We start from the raw sequence: 15,262 nt of genomic DNA on the forward strand, positions 1-15,262 counted from the left end.
TTCTATGACGTCTTTGTATCTCGCTTCCGGCTCCCCGCGCCGTCAGGAACTCCTGACGCAGCTAGGGGTCTCTTTTGAACGCATCGTTACCGGCATTGAAGAAAAACGTGCTGAAGGCGAAAGCGCTCAACAGTACGTGTCTCGCCTGGCGCGCGAGAAAGCGCAGGCGGGCGTGGCCAGTGTGCCACGCGATCTTCCCGTGCTGGGAGCAGATACCATCGTGATTCTGAACGGTGAAGTGCTTGAGAAACCGCGCGACGCCGATCATGCGGCGCGCATGCTGCGCAAAATGTCCGGACATACGCATCAGGTGATGACGGCCGTCGCACTGGCTGACAGCCAGCACGTGCTGGATTGCCTGGTGGTGACAGAAGTAACGTTCAGAGTACTTACCGACGACGACATTGCCGCTTATATTGCCAGCGGTGAACCAATGGATAAAGCAGGTGCATACGGTATTCAGGGGCTGGGTGGCTGTTTTGTCAGGAAGATTAATGGCAGCTATCACGCCGTAGTCGGCTTACCGCTGGTGGAAACGTATGAGTTGCTGAGCAATTTTAACTCACTGCGTGAGGGAAGGGATAATTATGACGGCTGAATTGTTGGTAAACGTAACGCCATCGGAAACCCGTGTGGCCTATATTGATGGTGGCATTCTTCAGGAAATTCATATTGAGCGTGAAGCGCGGCGCGGAATAGTAGGCAATATCTACAAAGGTCGTGTCAGTCGTGTACTACCGGGTATGCAGGCGGCTTTTGTAGATATTGGACTGGATAAGGCGGCGTTTTTACATGCCTCCGATATCATGCCGCACACCGAGTGCGTCGCGGGCGAAGAGCAAAAGCAGTTTGCCGTGCGCGATATTTCTGAACTGGTACGTCAGGGACAGGATCTGATGGTGCAGGTGGTGAAAGATCCCCTCGGCACCAAAGGCGCCCGTCTGACCACCGACATCACCTTACCTTCCCGCTATCTGGTCTTTATGCCCGGCGCGTCGCACGTGGGCGTTTCGCAGCGTATTGAGAGCGAAACCGAGCGCGAGCGGCTGAAGAAAGTGGTCAGCGCCTACTGCGATGAGCAGGGCGGGTTTATCATCCGTACCGCTGCGGAAGGGATCAGCGAAGAAGATCTGGCCTCGGATGCGGCTTACCTGAAGCGCGTCTGGACCAAGGTGATGGAGCGTAAAAAACGCAACCAGACCCGCTACCAGCTCTACGGTGAACTGGCGCTTGCCCAGCGCGTTCTGCGTGACTTTGCCGATGCGCAGCTCGACCGCATTCGCGTGGACTCGCGCCTGACCTATGAAGCGCTGCTGGAATTTACCGCCGAGTATATCCCGGAGATGCCTGGCCTGCTGGAGCATTATTCAGGACGTCAGCCGATCTTCGATCTCTATGATGTCGAAAACGAGATCCAGCGTGCGCTGGAGCGTAAGGTCGAGCTGAAGTCCGGCGGCTATCTGATCATCGATCAGACCGAAGCGATGACCACCGTCGATATCAACACCGGCGCGTTTGTCGGCCATCGCAACCTGGATGACACCATCTTCAACACCAACATCGAAGCCACGCAGGCGATTGCGCGCCAGCTTCGTCTGCGCAATCTGGGCGGCATTATCATCATCGACTTCATCGATATGAGTAATGAAGACCATCGTCGCCGCGTGCTGCACTCGCTCGAGCAGGCGCTGAGTAAAGATCGCGTGAAAACCAGCATCAACGGCTTCTCACAGCTGGGGCTGGTGGAAATGACGCGTAAGCGTACCCGTGAAAGCGTTGAGCATGTGCTGTGTAATGAATGCCCTACCTGCCATGGACGCGGAACGGTAAAGACGGTTGAGACCGTCTGCTACGAAATTATGCGTGAAATCGTTCGTGTCCATCATGCCTACGACTCCGATCGTTTTCTGGTCTATGCTTCCCCTGCGGTGGCTGAAGCGCTGAAAGGCGAAGAGTCGCACGCGCTGGCGGAAGTGGAAATCTTTGTCGGCAAACAGGTAAAAGTACAAATTGAACCGCTCTATAACCAGGAGCAGTTTGACGTCGTGATGATGTAAGACGCAGTACGCTGCGTGACGAAAGCTGACAAGGAGAGATGCGTGAGGCGATTGCCGGGGATTTTATTGCTTACAGGGGCAACGCTGGTCGTGATTGTCGCGTTGCTCGTGAGCGGGCTACGCCTCGTATTACCGCATCTGGACAGCTGGCGTCCGCAGCTGCTGGCTAAAATCGAATCCACCACCGGCGTGCCGGTGAACGTAAGCCAGATTAGCGCTAACTGGCAGAATTTTGGCCCGACGCTCGATGTCCGGGATATCAACGCCAGCCTGAAAGATGGCGGCTACCTGAAAATCAAACGCGTAATCCTGGCGCTGGACGTCTGGCAAAGCCTGCTGCATCTGCGCTGGCAGTTTCGCGATCTCACCTTTTATCAACTCCAGTTTCTGACCAATACGCCGCTGTCTGGCGGCGATAGCGGTCAGGGTCTTGAAGCCAACCGCTTCAGCGATCTTTTCCTCCGCCAGTTCGATCATTTCGATCTGCGCGACAGCGAAGTGAGCTTTATTACCCTTTCCGGCCAGCGCGCCGAACTGGCGATCCCTCAGCTGACTTGGCTCAACGGTAAAGAACGTCACCGCGCCGAGGGGCAGGTCAATCTCTCAAGCCTGAACGGCCAGCACGGCGTGATGCAGGTGCGCATGGATCTGCGGGACGACGACGGCCTGTTAAACAACGGCAAAGTCTGGCTGCAGGCCGACGATGTGGACGTGAAGCCGTGGCTGGGCGACTGGATCCAGCAAAATATGCAGCTGGAGACTGCCCGCTTCAGCCTTGAAGGCTGGCTGACCCTGACCAAAGGCGAATTTGCCAGCGGCGATATCTGGCTCAAGCAGGGGGGCGCAAGCTGGAAAGGCGAAAAACGGCAGCATCAGCTTTCCGTCGATAACCTCACCGCGCACGTGACGCAGGAGAAAGAGGGCTGGCAGTTTGCCATTCCGGATACGCGTATCACCATGGACGGCAAGCCGTGGCCGCGCGGTGCGCTGACGCTGGCCTGGATGCCGGAGCAGGACGTCGGCGGCGCGGCCAGTAAACGCAGCGATGAGCTGCGCATCCGCGCCAGTAACCTGGATTTGGCAGCCATTGAAGGCCTGCGCTCGATGGCGGCAAAGCTCTCTCCGGATCTGGGCGAGATCTGGCTGGCAACGCAGCCGAGCGGGACGATCGATGCTCTGGGGCTGGACATCCCGCTTCAGGCGACGGAAAAAACGCGCTTCCAGGCCACATGGAAAGATCTTGCCTGGAAGCAGTGGAAGCTGCTGCCGGGGGCGGAACACTTTAGCGGCAAGCTGGAAGGCAGCGTGGAAAACGGCAGGCTGACGGTTGATATGCACGACGCCAAAATGCCTTACGAAACGGTCTTCCGCGCGCCGCTGGAAATCGAACAGGGCAGCGCGGTGCTTAACTGGCTCCGTAACGACAAGGGTTTCCAGCTTGATGGCCGCCATATCGATGTGAAAGCCAAAGCGGTGCACGCGCGCGGCGATTTCCGCTATCTGCAGCCTGAAGGTGATGAGCCGTGGCTGGGCATTCTGGCCGGGATCAGCACCGATGACGGCTCTCAGGCCTGGCGCTACTTCCCGGAAAACCTGATGGGAAAAGCCCTGGTAGACTATCTCAGCGGCGCGATTCAGGGCGGTCAGGCGGACAATGCCACGCTGGTCTATGGCGGTAATCCGCATCTTTTCCCGTACAAACATAATGAAGGCCAGTTCCAGGTGCTGGTGCCGCTGCATAACGCGACCTTCGCTTTCCAGCCCGGCTGGCCCGCGCTGAAAGACCTGGATATCGAACTCAACTTCCTCAATGACGGACTATGGATGAAGTCCGACAGCGTGGCGCTGGGCGGCGTGACGGCCAGCAACCTGACGGCCAACATCCCGGACTACTCAAAAGAGATGCTGCTGATTGATGCCGATATCAACGGTCCGGGCAAAGCGGTGGGACCGTACTTTGAGGAGACGCCGCTGAAGGAGTCGCTGGCGGCGACGCTTCAGCAGCTGCAGCTTGATGGCGATGTGAATGCTCGCTTACATCTTGATATCCCGCTGGACGGGGAGATGACCACCGCCAAAGGCGACGTCCGCCTGAAGAACAACAGCCTGTTCATCAAGCCCCTTGAGAGCACGCTGAAAAATCTCAGCGGGCAGTTCAGCTTTGAGAACGGTAACCTGAAGAGCGAGCCGCTTACGGCCAGCTGGTTTAATCAGCCCGTGAATATTGACTTCACGACTACCGAAGGTGAAAAGGCCTATCAGGTGGCCGTCAATCTGGACGGCAACTGGCAGCCAGCACGAATGGACGTCCTGCCGAAGCCTATTGAGGCGTCAGTGGAGGGGGCGGTCGCCTGGCAGGGTAAAGTGGCAATCGACCTGCCTTATCACGCGGGTGCCCGGTATAAGGTCGACATTACGGGCGATCTGAAAAACCTTCACAGCCAGCTGCCTGCGCCGCTGGATAAACAGTCCGGACAGCCGCTGCCGGTAAAGCTGAACGTCGATGGCAACCTGAACAGCTTCGAGCTGACCGGCAGCGCGGGTGGGACAAACCACTTCAACAGCCGCTGGCTGCTTAACCGCAAGCTCACCCTCGACAAAGCCATCTGGACAACGGATAGCCGCTCCACTCCGCCGCTGCCGGAGCAGCCGGGCATTGAGCTGAACCTCCCGCCGATGGACGGTGCAGAGTGGCTGGCGCTGTTCCAGAAAGGCGTTGGGCAAAACGTTGATGAAACCGCCCAGTTCCCGCAGGCCATTACCGTACGTACGCCGTCGCTGATGCTGGGCGGGCAGCAGTGGAACAACCTGAGCATTGTCTCGCAGCCTGGCGCTAACGGTACGAAGGTGGAGGCCCAGGGCAGAGAGATCAACGGTACGCTGACCATGCGCAATCACGCGCCGTGGCAGGCGGCGATCCGCTATCTCTACTACAACCCGGCAGCCGCCGCGAGCGATAAAGACAAACCGGCAGAGACGTCGCCGCTGAGCCATACCTCCCGCGTCGATTTTAGCGGCTGGCCCGATCTCCAGCTGCGCTGTGCGGAGTGCTGGCTGTGGGGGCAGAAATATGGCCGTATCGACGGTGATTTCACTATTCAGGCAAACACGCTTACGCTCTCCGGCGGCCTGGTTGATACCGGCTTTGGCCGCATGACGGCTGCGGGGGAATGGGTGAATAAGCCAGGCGAGCAGCGAACGTCCCTGAAGGGCGACATTAAAGGCAATAAACTGGACGCGGCAGCCAATTTCTTTGGTATCAGCACGCCGCTGCGCGGCTCGTCATTTGACGTCAATTACGATCTTCACTGGCGTGACGCCCCGTGGAAGCCGGATGAGGCCTCGCTGAACGGCATTCTGAAAACCCACTTTGGCAAAGGTGAAATTGCCGACGTGAGCACGGGGCGCGCCGGGCAGATCCTGCGCCTGCTGAGTTTTGACGCGCTGCTGCGCAAGCTGCGCTTCGATTTCAGCGATACCTTCAGCGAAGGTTTCTACTACGATTCCATTCGCAGCACGGCGTGGATCAAGGACGGCGTTCTGCATACGGACGACACGCTGGTGGATGGCCTGGAAGCGGATATCGCCATGAAAGGCTCCGTCAACCTCGTGCGCCGCGAGCTGGATATGGAAGCCGTGGTGGCACCGGAAATTTCCGCAAGCGTGGGCGTTGCGGCGGCCTTTGTGGTGAACCCGATTGTCGGTGCGGCGGTGTTTGCCGCCAGTAAAGTGCTGGGGCCACTCTGGAGCAAGGTCTCCATTCTGCGCTACCGCATTACCGGTCCGGTAGATAAACCGCAGATTAACGAGGTGCTGCGCCAGCCGCGCAAAGAAGCACAGCAATGATTTGACGTGGGCAGGTAATTGCCTCACTCTCAATAAATACGATCTTTATACCGCCACGGGCGGCAACGAACGAGTAGCAATACGATGAGTCTGAACCTGGTAAGTGAACATTTGCTCGCAGCGAACGGCCTGAGCCATCAGGACCTGTTCTCCATTCTTGGTCAACTGACCGAACGCCGTCTCGACTACGGCGACCTTTATTTCCAGTCGAGCTACCACGAATCCTGGGTTTTAGAAGACAGCATCATCAAAGATGGCTCCTACAACATCGACCAGGGCGTCGGCGTCCGTGCCGTCAGCGGCGAGAAAACCGGTTTTGCCTATGCCGATCAGATTAGCCTCACCGCACTTGAGCAGAGCGCGCAGGCCGCGCGTACCATTGTGCGTGATACCGGCGATGGCCGCGTGAAAACCCTGGGAGAAGTGCAGCACTCTGCGCTCTATACCAGCATCGATCCGCTGCAGAGCATGAGCCGTGAAGAGAAGCTGGATATCCTGCGTCGCGTGGACAAAGTCGCCCGCGCGGCGGACAAACGCGTGCAGGAAGTTTCTGCCAGCCTGAGCGGCGTGTATGAGTTGATTCTGGTTGCGGCAACGGACGGTACCCTGGCGGCAGATGTTCGCCCGCTGGTGCGTCTCTCCATCAGCGTGCAGGTCGATGACGACGGCAAGCGCGAGCGCGGCTCAAGCGGCGGCGGCGGTCGTTTCGGCTATGACTGGTTCCTGGGCGACGTTGACGGTGAAGCACGCGCTGACGCGTGGGCAAAAGAAGCCGTGCGCATGGCGCTGGTAAATCTGAATGCCGTCGCGGCGCCGGCGGGCTCATTCCCGGTGGTGCTGGGCGCTGGCTGGCCGGGCGTGCTGTTGCACGAGGCGGTGGGCCACGGTCTTGAAGGCGACTTTAACCGTCGCGGGACGTCCGTATTCAGCGGTCAGATTGGGCAGCTCGTCTCCTCCGAACTGTGTACCGTGGTGGATGACGGCACCATGCTCGATCGCCGCGGCTCGATTTCCATCGACGATGAAGGCACCCCGGGCCAATACAACGTGCTGATCGAAAACGGCGTGCTGAAAGGCTACATGCAGGACAAACTCAACGCGCGCCTGATGGGCGTAGCGCCGACAGGCAACGGACGCCGTGAATCTTACGCGCACCTGCCGATGCCGCGCATGACCAACACATACATGCTGCCGGGCAAATCCACGCCGCAGGAGATTATCGAATCCGTTGATTACGGTATCTTTGCGCCAAACTTTGGCGGCGGCCAGGTGGACATCACCTCCGGTAAGTTTGTTTTCTCCACGTCAGAAGCGTATCTGATCGAGAAAGGCAAAGTGACCAAAGCGGTGAAAGGCGCGACGCTGATTGGCTCCGGTATTGAAGCCATGCAGCAGATCTCCATGGTCGGCAACGATCTGAAGCTGGATAACGGCGTAGGTGTCTGCGGTAAAGAGGGCCAGAGCCTGCCGGTTGGCGTGGGCCAGCCAACGCTGAAAGTGGACAACCTGACGGTGGGCGGCACGGCCTGACCTGACCCTGCATAAAAAAAATGGCGCTACTGATGTAGCGCCTTTTTTTTAACGTAAGTTACCCAGCGGTATCTCCGGATCCGGCTCGTGAGTGATGCGGTTACGCAAGTCACGACGAATGATTTCGATCGACCAGAACCAGACCAGATGGCCCACGATCTCTGACACGTGTTCATACCACGGCAGCTCAAATAGCGGTGGCGTCAGCCCCATCAGAGGGAAGGAGATCATATGCACAAAAAGCTGAGCTAACGCGCCCGCCAGCAAACCCTGCCAGAGTTTAATTTTCGGGAAGACTTCAGCCACTACACAATAACCTACAGCGAACACGATTGAGAAAATAATATGTGTTACGCCGACCCAGTTAAATATATGCCCGGCAAATGTATAAACCGCCGCGTTAGGATCGACGACGCCCAGCCAGTCGCGTAAAAATACATAGGGAGGGTTTAAAAAATTTCGTGAGCAGTCAATCTGGCTGGCGGCTCTTATTAATTGCTCGGGCCCGCATGCGCCGGTGAATAAATCGGTGGGGCTGCGTGGCGGAAGCGGTACTTCGGCTCCCCATTTGACAAAGGCGGAGACAATCCCTGCAATTAAACCAATGAACGCGGCGAGCCCATAGCGCCTGCGTGAAGGCGGTGTTTGTTCAAATAGATTCATTTCTTTTCCTTGTTTAACGTCATCCTGCGGAATGCATTTTATTATTCATATAAGCAACAAATTAATAACAGTCTGAAAGGCAGACTGTTATTAAGGTAAAGGGCAGGCGGCGGCAGTGTCAATTCTCTATTCCTGATAGTGACGAAGCAATATTCCAGAATGCTGAGGGGTTTCATCCTGGAAATATTCATCGCTCATATACTTTCAGCGTTAAATCGTTATTCCTTCCTTCTTCCCCGCATCCCCTGAAACAGTTCCGCCACGTCCACAAAATACTCGGTCAGATAGTTAATACACACCTGTACCTTGAGCGGGAGTTTGTCTTTTTCGGTATACAGGGCGTACACCGGACGCGGATCGGACTGGTAGCGCGGGAAGAGGATCTCCAGCACGCCGCTGTTGATCTCGTTGATCACCCACATTAACGGCACGTAGGCGATCCCGGCACCGGCCACCAGCCAGCGCGAAATGGTCATCGGATCGTTAGTGACAAACCGTCCTTCCGGCAGCAATTTGGTAGAAATCCCTTCCGGGGCAATCAGCTCAAATTCATTATCGGGCCGCACGCTGTACTCCAGCCACGAGTGGTTGGTGAGATCGGCGGGTTTCTCCGGAACGCCGTACTGCGCCAGATAGCTTTTCGAGGCGCAGACGACCATCGGCATGCTGCCCAGCCTGCGCGAGAACAGGCTGGAATCCTGCAACGCGCCGACGCGGATCACCACGTCCAGCCCGTCGGCAATCAGGTCCGGCGCCGGGATACCCGTCACCAGATTGACGGTAAGCCCAGGGTACTCTTTCAGCATATCCGCGGTCATGGCAGCGAGAACATTTTGTGCCATAGTTGAAGAACACCCGATGCGCAGCGTGCCGATGGGGGTGTTGTTGAAGGCATAGAGCTGTTCGTGAACATCCTGCACTTCAAGCAGCATGCGGCGACAGCCCTGATAGTAAATTTTACCCGCTTCCGTCAGCCCAATGCTGCGGGTACTGCGGTTGAGCAGCTTGACCTGAAGCTCATCTTCCAGTTTGGACACCGTCTGGCTGATGGATGAGACGCTCATCTGAAGCTGGCGGGCAGCGGCGGTAAACGAGCCCAGTTCAACCACTTTGGCGAAGACCGACATGCGTTTTAAACGTTCCATTGTTCACTCTGGCTTAAAAGTGATTTAGATCACATATTATAGATAACAGCATAACAGTTACGTTAATATATTATTAATTACATAACGGCTGCGCCATTCTCGCCCGGCGTTTCTTGCTCTCCTGCGGTGGCGTGCGCTTAAAAATTCTGAAGCCTGCACTCTCTCTTATCAAGGTCAACATGAGTCTGTTTCCCGTTATCGTGGTGTTCGGTCTGTCGTTCCCACCGATATTTTTCGAGCTTCTTTTATCACTGGCGATCTTCTGGCTGGTGCGCAAGGTGCTGGTCCCTACCGGGATCTACGATTTCGTCTGGCACCCTGCATTGTTCAATACCGCGCTGTATTGCTGCCTGTTTTACCTGATATCGCGCATGTTTGTCTGAGGTTGATGTGAAAACGCTAACAAGAAAAATCTCCCGCACTGCCATTACGATGGCGCTGGTTATCCTCGCCTTCATCGCTATTTTCCGCGCCTGGGTTTATTACACCGAATCACCGTGGACGCGTGATGCACGCTTCAGCGCCGATGTGGTGGCAATAGCCCCAGACGTGGCCGGTCTTATCACGGCGGTCAACGTCCACGATAACCAGCTGGTGAAGAAAGATCAGGTCCTGTTCACCATCGACCAGCCTCGTTACCAGAAAGCGCTGGAAGAGGCGGAAGCGGACGTGGCCTATTACCAGGCGCTGGCTGCGGAGAAACGCCGTGAGGCAGGCCGCCGTAATCAGCTGGGCGTTCAGGCAATGTCCCGCGAAGAGATTGACCAGTCCAACAACGTGCTGCAAACCGTGCTGCACCAGCTGGCGAAAGCGCAGGCAACGCGCGATCTGGCGAAGCTCGATCTGGAACGCACCGTGATCCGCGCGCCGTCCGATGGCTGGGTGACCAACCTGAACGTCTATGCCGGGGAATTCATTACCCGCGGCTCAACCGCCGTGGCGCTGGTTAAACAGAACTCCTTCTACGTGCTCGCCTATATGGAAGAGACCAAGCTGGAAGGCGTGCGTCCGGGGTTCCGGGCGGAAATTACGCCGCTCGGCAGCAACCGCGTCTTTAAAGGTACCGTCGACAGCGTTGCTGCAGGGGTAACTAACTCCAGCAGTTCTAACGATGCCAAAGGGATGGCGACGGTAGACTCCAACCTGGAGTGGGTACGTTTGGCCCAGCGCGTGCCGGTGCGCATCCACCTGGATGAACAGCAGGGAAATCTGTGGCCTGCGGGTACCACGGCGACGGTGGTGATTACCGGTGAAAAGGATCGGGATGCCAGCCAGGACTCGTTCTTCCGTAAAATTGCCCACCGCCTGCGCGAGTTTGGTTAATCGCCATGGGTATCTTTTCCATCGCCAGCCAGCACATTCGCTTCGCCGTGAAGCTGGCGTGCGCCATTGTGCTGGCGCTGTTTGTCGGCTTCCACTTCCAGCTTGAAACTCCTCGCTGGGCGGTGTTAACGGCCGCCATTGTCGCGGCGGGTCCTGCCTTCGCCGCGGGCGGGGAGCCCTATTCAGGCGCGATCCGCTATCGCGGTATGCTGCGTATTATCGGGACGTTTATCGGCTGCTTCGCGGCGCTGACCATTATTATTCTGATGATCCGCACCCCGCTGCTGATGCTGATGGTCTGCTGCATCTGGGCGGGTTTCTGCACCTGGATCTCGTCTCTGGTGAAAGTGGAGAACTCTTACGCCTGGGGGCTGGCGGGCTATACCGCGCTGATTATTGTCATCACCATTCAGTCTGAACCGCTGCTCGCCCCGCAGTTTGCGGTTGAGCGCTGCAGCGAGATTGTGATTGGTATTGTCAGTGCGATTGTCGCTGACCTGCTTTTCTCCCCGCGCTCCATCAAGCAGGAAGTCGACCGTGAGCTTGACGCGCTGATTGTTGCCCAGTACCAGCTGATGCAGCTCTGCATTAAGCACGGCGACAGCGAAGAGGTGGATAAAGCCTGGAGCGGGCTGGTACGCCGTACGCAGGCGCTGGAAGGAATGCGCAGCAACCTTAATATGGAGTCCTCGCGCTGGGCTCGCGCGAATCGTCGTCTGAAAGCCCTCAACACCGTCTCTCTGACGCTGATTACCCAGGCATGTGAAACCTATCTGATTCAGAACACCCGGCCGGAAGCGGTCACCGACACGTTTCGCGAACTGTTTGCCGAGCCGGTGGAAACCGTGCAGGACGTGCATAAGCAGCTTAAGCGCATGCGCCGGGTCATTGCCTGGACCGGGGAGCGCGACACGCCTGTAACTATTTACACCTGGGTCGGTGCCGCGACGCGCTACCTGCTGCTGAAGCGCGGTGTGATCGGCAACACCAAAATCAGCGCGGCGGAAGAAGAGGTGCTGCAGGGAGAAGTGGTGATCAAGGCGGAATCCGCCGAGCGCCATCACGCGATGGTCAACTTCTGGCGTACGACCCTTGCCTGCATGCTCGGCACGCTGTTCTGGCTGTGGACGGGCTGGACGTCCGGCAGCGGCGCGATGGTGATGATTGCCGTCGTGACCGCACTGGCGATGCGTCTGCCTAACCCGCGTATGGTCGCCGTTGATTTCCTCTACGGCACCATTGCCGCCCTGCCGATAGGCGCGCTCTATTTCCTGGTCATCATCCCGTCGACGCAACAGAGCATGCTGCTGCTCTGTATTAGCCTGGCGGTAATGGCGTTCTTTATCGGCATTGAAGTGCAAAAGCGGCGCCTGGGATCGCTGGGGGCGCTGGCGAGTACGATTAACATCATCGTGCTCGATAACCCGATGACCTTCCATTTCAGCCAGTTCCTCGACAGCGCGTTAGGTCAGCTGGTGGGCTGTTTCCTGGCCATGATGGTGATACTGCTGGTTCGGGATAACTCGCAGGCAAGAACGGGCCGCGTGCTGTTGAACCAGTTCGTGTCGGCTGCCGTGTCGTCGATGACAACCAATACCGCGCGCCGCAAAGAGAACCACCTGCCCGCGCTCTACCAGCAGCTGTTTTTACTGCTGAACAAGTTCCCAGGCGATATCGCGAAGTTCCGCCTGGCGTTAACCATGATCATCGCGCACCAGCGTCTGCGTAACGCGCCTGTGCCGATCAACGACGACCTGTCGGCCTGGCACCGCCAGCTGCGTCGTACCGCCGATCACGTGCTTTCCGCCAGCAGCGATGACAAACGGCGTCGTTACTTTACGCAGCTGCTTGAAGAGCTCGATATCTATCAGGAAAAGCTCAAGCACTGGGAGGCTCCGCCTCAGGTGACCGAGCCGGTAGGACGGCTGGTGTTTATGCTGCATCGCTACCAGAATGCCCTCACGGATAATTGACAGACGTAAAAAAACCGACGCCAAAAGCGTCGGTTTTTTTGTGGCTATACTTATTCCAGCACGTTCTTACATTTCAGAAAGGGAGAACACATGACGACGCAGGCGCTTCAGGACCACATCCTTTTTCAGACCGGTTATCTGGTCAACGGAATCTGGAAAACGCTGGATACAACCTTTGATGTGCTGAACCCCGCGACCGGTGAGGTCATTGCTAAAGTCGCAAAAGCGGGTAAAGCGCAAACCGAAGATGCTATCGCAGCGGCTACCCAGGCCTTCCCGGCATGGCGTGCCAAAACCGCGAAAGAACGCTCGGCCATTCTCTACCGCTGGTACGAACTGATTATTGAGAATAAAAGCTGGCTCGGGCGGTTGATGACCACCGAACAGGGCAAACCCCTGAAAGAGGCGGAGGGAGAAGTCGAGTACGCCGCCAGCTTTATCCAGTGGTTTGCCGAAGAGGCCAAACGCGCGAACGGTGAAATTATTCCGCCGATCAAGCCCGGCTCACGCATTCTGGCGACCCGTGAACCCATTGGGGTGGTCGCGGCGATTACGCCGTGGAACTTCCCGATGGCCATGCTCACCCGCAAGTTGGGTCCGGCGCTGGCAGCAGGATGTACCGGGGTGATCAAACCGGCCAACAACACGCCGCTCAGCGCCTTTGCGCTGCTTACGCTGGCGAAACAGGCCGGTGTGCCCGACGGCGTGCTCAACGCCGTGGCCGGGAATACGCATGAAATCAGCGATGCGATCATGGCAAGCCGCGACGTGCGTAAAATCTCCTTTACCGGTTCAACCTCCGTCGGCAAGACGCTGGTGCGGAACGCCGCAGAAACCATGAAAAAAGTCTCGATGGAGCTGGGGGGGAATGCCCCGTATATCGTTTTTGAGGATGCGGACATCGACGCGGCGGTAAAGGGGGCGATCGCCAACAAGTTCCGCAATGCCGGGCAGGTCTGCGTCAGCGTGAACCGTTTTTATATTCAGGAAACCGTCTACGACAAATTTGTGAATAAACTCGCCGATGCGGTGAATGCGCTGAAGGTGGGCAATGGTCTTGAGGAGGGGGTGGTCGTCGGGCCGCTGATTGAATCTTCTGCGGTCAACAAGGTGCGTGAGCATGTCGACGATGCCGTTGCCCGGAGCGCAACCGTACTGGCTGGGGGTAAGCCCCATCCGCTTGGCGGGAATTTCTGGATGCCAACCGTACTGGGCGACTGCCATGAAGGCATGAAGCTGGCAGAAGAAGAGACGTTTGGCCCGGTGGCGGCGTGCTTCCGTTTCACCTCGGAAGATGAAGTCATCCAGCGCGCCAACAATACGCCGTATGGGCTGGCGGCTTACTTCTATACCCAGAATCTCTCCCGGGTCTTCCGCGTTTCACAGGCAATCGAGAGCGGGATGATCGGCATTAACGAGTGCGCCGTCTCCACGGAGCTCGGCCCCTTTGGCGGCGTAAAAGAGTCTGGTCTTGGACGAGAGGGCTCCGTGCTGGGGCTGGAAGAGTATCTGGAAGTTAAAACCCTGCATATTGGGGGATTATAATAGACAGGGCGGCATCTGCCGCTCGCCTGGACTGGGTGGCTGGCAATGAAAACCTATACGTTTGATTTTGACGAGATCGACAGTCAGGAAGACTTCTACCGTGAATTTATCCGGGCGTTTGATCTTGAACGGGAAAGCGTGACGAATCTGGATACGCTGTGGGACGTGGTCACCGGCAGTCTGTTGCCGCTACCGCTGGAAATTGAGTTCATCCATTTGCCCGATAAGCTTCGCAGACGTTTTGGCGCGCTGATATTGCTGTTCGATGAAGCGGAAGAAGAGCTTGAAGGGCAGCTGCGCTTTAACGCGCGGCATTGAATGAAAAAAAGCCCCTGACCATGAGGCCAGGGGCAAGTCGTATGATGAGATACGACGAGGGTTTATTTATACAGCTCTGCCGTTGCATGCCAGTGGTCACCCTGATTCAGTTCGGTGACGCGATAGCTGCTGGCGCCTGCTTTTTCAGCTTTGGCGGCAAGTTCGTGACGAATATCCATCGGTGAACCGGTGACAGACGTTACGGAGATGCTGCCCATACGCTGTAGATTTTGTGCCTGGTCGGCATTCACCTGCTGTACGGCTGCGCTTGCGCCGAAAGAGAGAACAGATGCCAGACCGAGGGTTGCGATGATCAATTTGGTTTTCATAGTCTTTACTCCTGAATAGGGTTTTTTTACTCAACGGCGAGAAGGGTTGAACCGCTATTTTTATGCCTGGTGCCGTTGAGTGGAGATTTACGTTTTCAGCTATTACTAAAACTTATTTGTACAGCTCAGCGGTGGCGTGCCAGTGGTCACCGGAACGCGCTTCGATGATGCGATAGGATGACGCACCCTGTTCTTCCGCTTTTTTGTTCAGCATCTCATGCATGTCCATTGGCGATGTGCCGACCGCACCGACAGAAACCGTACCGATAGCCTGGCGGGATTGCGCCTGGTCAGCATTGATAGAGTCAGCCGCGAAAGCACCGAATGACAGGACAGACAGGACGCTCAGCGCCGCTACAGTTGATTTGATTTTCATGATTCTTACCTCGTCGAATTTTTTAGTGGGGTCTTGTTTCGTGACCCTCATCACAAAATCAAGTATACACTAATAACGGCAAAAATTAATACCAGACTAATGGTTTCCCTTGTTATTACGTGTTAACCAGTCTGTTTTTTATAACCAAATTGCATAA

General features: G+C 56.7%; 13 protein-coding genes. 9 read left to right on the top strand and 4 right to left on the bottom strand.

Annotated features, from left to right (window positions below):
• The first annotated feature begins 4 nt into the window (after positions 1-4).
• From KIF87_RS11950 to tldD, 4 genes are all read left to right on the top strand, one after another.
• Complete coding sequence (locus KIF87_RS11950; protein WP_032639757.1) at positions 5-598, top strand: Maf family protein; 594 nt, start codon at positions 5-7, stop codon at positions 596-598.
• Positions 588-2,057 carry a ribonuclease G gene (gene rng / locus KIF87_RS11955; protein ID WP_010436156.1) on the top strand — a complete coding sequence of 490 codons (1,470 nt, stop codon included), beginning with the start codon at positions 588-590 and terminating at the stop codon, positions 2,055-2,057. Before KIF87_RS11950 ends, rng begins: the two co-directional genes overlap by 11 nt.
• A 42-nt stretch (positions 2,058-2,099) precedes the next feature.
• On the top strand, positions 2,100-5,903 hold the full coding sequence (yhdP, locus tag KIF87_RS11960; RefSeq protein WP_213328842.1) for an AsmA2 domain-containing protein YhdP: 3,804 nt from the start codon (positions 2,100-2,102) through the stop codon (positions 5,901-5,903).
• A gap of 84 nt (positions 5,904-5,987) precedes the next feature.
• Positions 5,988-7,433 (top strand): metalloprotease TldD, encoded by a 1,446-nt coding sequence (tldD, locus tag KIF87_RS11965; protein ID WP_196367259.1) that lies wholly within the window; start codon positions 5,988-5,990, stop codon positions 7,431-7,433.
• Positions 7,434-7,481: 48 nt separating this feature from the next.
• On the opposite strand, the gene KIF87_RS11970 is transcribed toward tldD, so the two are convergent.
• Both KIF87_RS11970 and aaeR read right to left on the bottom strand, forming a co-directional pair.
• Complete coding sequence (locus KIF87_RS11970) at positions 7,482-8,096, bottom strand: YagU family protein (protein WP_032642433.1); 615 nt, start codon at positions 8,094-8,096, stop codon at positions 7,482-7,484.
• A 218-nt stretch (positions 8,097-8,314) separates the two neighbouring features.
• Positions 8,315-9,241, bottom strand: coding sequence for an HTH-type transcriptional activator AaeR (aaeR, locus tag KIF87_RS11975; protein ID WP_023616809.1), 927 nt, complete (start codon positions 9,239-9,241; stop codon positions 8,315-8,317).
• A 179-nt stretch (positions 9,242-9,420) separates the two neighbouring features.
• On the opposite strand from aaeR, the gene aaeX reads away from it, so the two are divergent.
• From aaeX to KIF87_RS12000, 5 genes are all read left to right on the top strand, one after another.
• Entirely contained in the window at positions 9,421-9,624 is a 204-nt protein-coding gene (gene aaeX, locus KIF87_RS11980; protein ID WP_003860416.1) for a p-hydroxybenzoic acid efflux pump operon protein AaeX, read from the top strand.
• Between the two features lie 7 nt (positions 9,625-9,631).
• The gene (aaeA, locus tag KIF87_RS11985; RefSeq protein WP_032659667.1) at positions 9,632-10,564 is read left to right on the top strand and encodes a p-hydroxybenzoic acid efflux pump subunit AaeA; all 933 of its coding nucleotides are present in this window, start codon (positions 9,632-9,634) and stop codon (positions 10,562-10,564) included.
• Between the two features lie 5 nt (positions 10,565-10,569).
• Positions 10,570-12,537 (top strand): p-hydroxybenzoic acid efflux pump subunit AaeB, encoded by a 1,968-nt coding sequence (aaeB, locus tag KIF87_RS11990; RefSeq protein ID WP_121424793.1) that lies wholly within the window; start codon positions 10,570-10,572, stop codon positions 12,535-12,537.
• Between the two features lie 90 nt (positions 12,538-12,627).
• On the top strand, positions 12,628-14,082 hold the full coding sequence (locus KIF87_RS11995) for an NAD-dependent succinate-semialdehyde dehydrogenase (RefSeq protein WP_213328843.1): 1,455 nt from the start codon (positions 12,628-12,630) through the stop codon (positions 14,080-14,082).
• Positions 14,083-14,127: 45 nt separating this feature from the next.
• On the top strand, positions 14,128-14,400 hold the full coding sequence (locus KIF87_RS12000) for a barstar family protein (RefSeq protein WP_063143598.1): 273 nt from the start codon (positions 14,128-14,130) through the stop codon (positions 14,398-14,400).
• Positions 14,401-14,462: 62 nt separating this feature from the next.
• On the opposite strand, the gene yhcN (KIF87_RS12005) is transcribed toward KIF87_RS12000, so the two are convergent.
• Positions 14,463-14,729, bottom strand: a complete 267-nt coding sequence (gene yhcN / locus KIF87_RS12005) for a peroxide/acid stress response protein YhcN (protein ID WP_023333630.1) — start codon at positions 14,727-14,729, stop codon at positions 14,463-14,465.
• 112 nt (positions 14,730-14,841) lie between these two features.
• Positions 14,842-15,105 (bottom strand): peroxide/acid stress response protein YhcN, encoded by a 264-nt coding sequence (gene yhcN / locus KIF87_RS12010; protein ID WP_023309389.1) that lies wholly within the window; start codon positions 15,103-15,105, stop codon positions 14,842-14,844.
• Between the last annotated feature and the right edge of the window lie 157 nt (positions 15,106-15,262).

Origin of the sequence: Enterobacter sp. 120016, assembly GCF_018383635.1 — a bacterium.
In the GTDB taxonomy this organism is placed as follows: domain Bacteria; phylum Pseudomonadota; class Gammaproteobacteria; order Enterobacterales; family Enterobacteriaceae; genus Enterobacter; species Enterobacter asburiae_D.